Here is a 2,532-nt window from a genome sequence, read left to right as displayed (position 1 = left end):
TTGGGGTAATGAAAGCTTAATGAGTGAATGGAATGCTACAAAAGTATCTATTGAAAGAAAATCAGCTTATCTAAACAGTTTTCCTTTATTACTGGATGATACACGAAAAGCTGATGAACGTATTTTAAAAGATGTTATTTATTCTTTCAGTGGAGGACGTTCAAAAGGGAGAGGAAGCTTAAAAGGAAGTCAGCGGGAGTATACTTGGCATAATATTTTACTAAGTACAGGTGAAGTTTCTCTAAATGAGTACGCTAAAAATCAAGGTGGAGCGGCTGCAAGGATTATCCCATTAATTGACGAGCCATTAAAGAAAGATCATAGCAATATCATGGGACTTTATGAAGCAATGGAAAACAATTATGGAGCGATAGGAATAGAGTTCTTAAAAGTTTGGTTGAAACATATGAAGGAGCTTACTCCAGAGTATCACAAGTTTAGAAAACACTATGTAGATAAAGCGAAAGGTAATGAAGTATTAAGCCGATTAGCTGGATATTATGCAGCAGTTCATTTTACAGGCAGTATATTGAAAAACAAAATGGACTTTGATATTGATCTAAAATCCATTTCCTCATTATTTGATGATATAGCAGAAGAAAATAAATCCATTGATAAGCCACTTCAATTTTTAGAAGAGATACTTACGGATTTGGATAGTAGTAGACAAAATATATTTTATGATTATATGCCTAAAATTATTAAAGCAATCTATAAAGATAAACAAAGACAGTTGTTTTTGACCCCAGCTTATACTACCGATTTCTTAGGTGTTGAAGAGAAGCAAGTAAGACGTGAATGGTTAAAGAGAGGCATGACAATTCCAGTTGAAAAAGGAAGCAAAGTAGTTGATTACAAACTTGTAAGCCATAAGGGCAAGAAATTTAATGGTATACCGTTAAATATGGAACTTGTAGGAGAACTAGGATTTGACTTTTATGAAGCTAATATAGATTTTTCAGATTAGTAGTAATAAGAGTAATAGGGAATTACTTTATTTAAAATTTCTTATTACTGTTTAAAACCCTTATAAATCAAGGGGTGAATCAGTAAAAGTAATAAGAGTAATAAAAGTAATAAGGATTTTGATATATACATGTATTTAAAAAAAGAAAAAATCTAGTTTATATATGTAAGTATTTTGATTTTAAAAATGTATTACTTTTATTACTGATAAGTCAAATCCCTTGTGGGAGTAAGGGGGAATAAGGTAATACGTCCAAAAACTTATTATTACTCGTACTACTGATTTTTTTATAGAAAAGGAAATAAGGCTTAGAGCCGTAAGCATTTCAAGGTTTTAACAAAAAGTAATAAGCACGTATTACTAAAAAAAAATGGAGGTAAGTCAATGGCAACTAAAAAAGGTCCAATCGTATTAGCAATTGAACGTGATGAAAAAGGAAAACTTAGTACATGGTGTCAATACTGTAGAAAGTTTCATCATCACGGAACAGGTGAAGGACACAGGGATGCACATTGTTTTGAGGAAGATAGTCCATATATTCGTACAGGTTATGTCCTTAAGAAGATGAAACTATCGGGTAGAGAGGTTGTTACAAAGAGCGAACCTAAGTAGGTGATACGTAATTGGTTTGCCTTAAAGATTATCAAATGTTAGAAGAAGAAATTGCTTATTTGGAATACAAGTTTAATAGAATACATGCTGAATTAAAACGTCAGAGCAAATGGGGTAAAGATATATTATCAATTAATACAGGCAATGAAGAAACAGAAAAGATAATGGATCAACTTAAGAAGAAGCACACATTGTTATTGAATATGCTGAGCTATTTTTCGGTTTAGCTATAAAATAATTTGAAACAAATTTCCTGAGATACCCCCCGGGTAAAATATAGAAACAATTTTGCTGGGGGACCAGGCAACGCGGGGGGGAGATTTGTCTTTTTATTTTTTGATTTCCGCGCGCGAAACAGATAAAAAGGCCAAAAAAAGATGCATTCCTATTTTTTCAGGAAAACATTCATGTTTTTGATTGGTAAATTAAATTGTTACTTATGAACCTATAAACCGCATGAAATCAATGTTTGTTTCGTTAAATTTAGATTATCACAACTCAAATATACACGTCAAATAGTAATTTTTATTTTAAAAAATAATAAAACAAGTGATGAAAGGGTGATGAAAGTATGATTTCAAATGAAGACAAAAAACAAACAGCTTATGAAATGTATAAAAGCGGAAAATACTCATTTAAAGAAATCGCAGCAGAATTAGAAGTCAAAGAGAGTACGCTAAACAATTGGCGTCACCGTTACAAGTGGGTAGAACTATCGGCAAATGTAGATCGTCAAAAGCTTTATGATTTATTGATGTCTAAATTGAAAGATAAAGGTCTAGAAACCGAAATGCAATTCGTAGACATGGTGAATACGTACATGAAATTTTTCGATATCAAAAACAAATTGATTGAAGATATTGAAGAACGCGGCGTATCTGTAATGGGTGTAACGGGATCAGTCAAAAAGAATGATTCTATTTCAGAATTAACAAAAGTTATCACGTCTATGT

The 2,532-nt window shown here is 31.9% G+C and carries 4 protein-coding genes; all 4 read left to right on the top strand.

Going from position 1 to position 2,532, the window contains the following annotated elements; translation table 11 throughout:
* On the top strand, positions 1-967 hold a 967-nt coding region (locus tag AC1DJR_RS26195; RefSeq protein WP_477003878.1), incomplete at its 5' end, for a DUF927 domain-containing protein.
* A gap of 384 nt (positions 968-1,351) precedes the next feature.
* Positions 1,352-1,579 (top strand): hypothetical protein, encoded by a 228-nt coding sequence (locus AC1DJR_RS26190; protein WP_477003877.1) that lies wholly within the window; start codon positions 1,352-1,354, stop codon positions 1,577-1,579.
* A gap of 35 nt (positions 1,580-1,614) precedes the next feature.
* A complete protein-coding gene (locus AC1DJR_RS26185) occupies positions 1,615-1,806 on the top strand; it encodes a hypothetical protein (RefSeq protein ID WP_477003876.1) in 192 nt (63 codons plus the stop codon).
* A 344-nt stretch (positions 1,807-2,150) separates the two neighbouring features.
* A partial coding sequence (locus AC1DJR_RS26180) for a terminase gpP N-terminus-related DNA-binding protein (protein ID WP_477003875.1) occupies positions 2,151-2,532 on the top strand: 382 nt, incomplete at its 3' end.

The organism is Bacillus sp. 05T31 (genome assembly GCF_056396725.1).
The sequence above is the reverse complement of the archived record's forward strand: the minus strand, read 5'-3'. Positions and strand labels throughout refer to the sequence as shown.

What these genes read in the sequence shown, in the direction of transcription:
- AC1DJR_RS26190 (WP_477003877.1), top strand. Translation starts at nt 1,352, where the DNA reads ATGGCAACTAAAAAAGGTCCAATCGTATTAGCAATTGAACGTGATGAA.
- AC1DJR_RS26185 (WP_477003876.1), top strand. Translation starts at nt 1,615, where the DNA reads ATGTTAGAAGAAGAAATTGCTTATTTGGAATACAAGTTTAATAGAATA.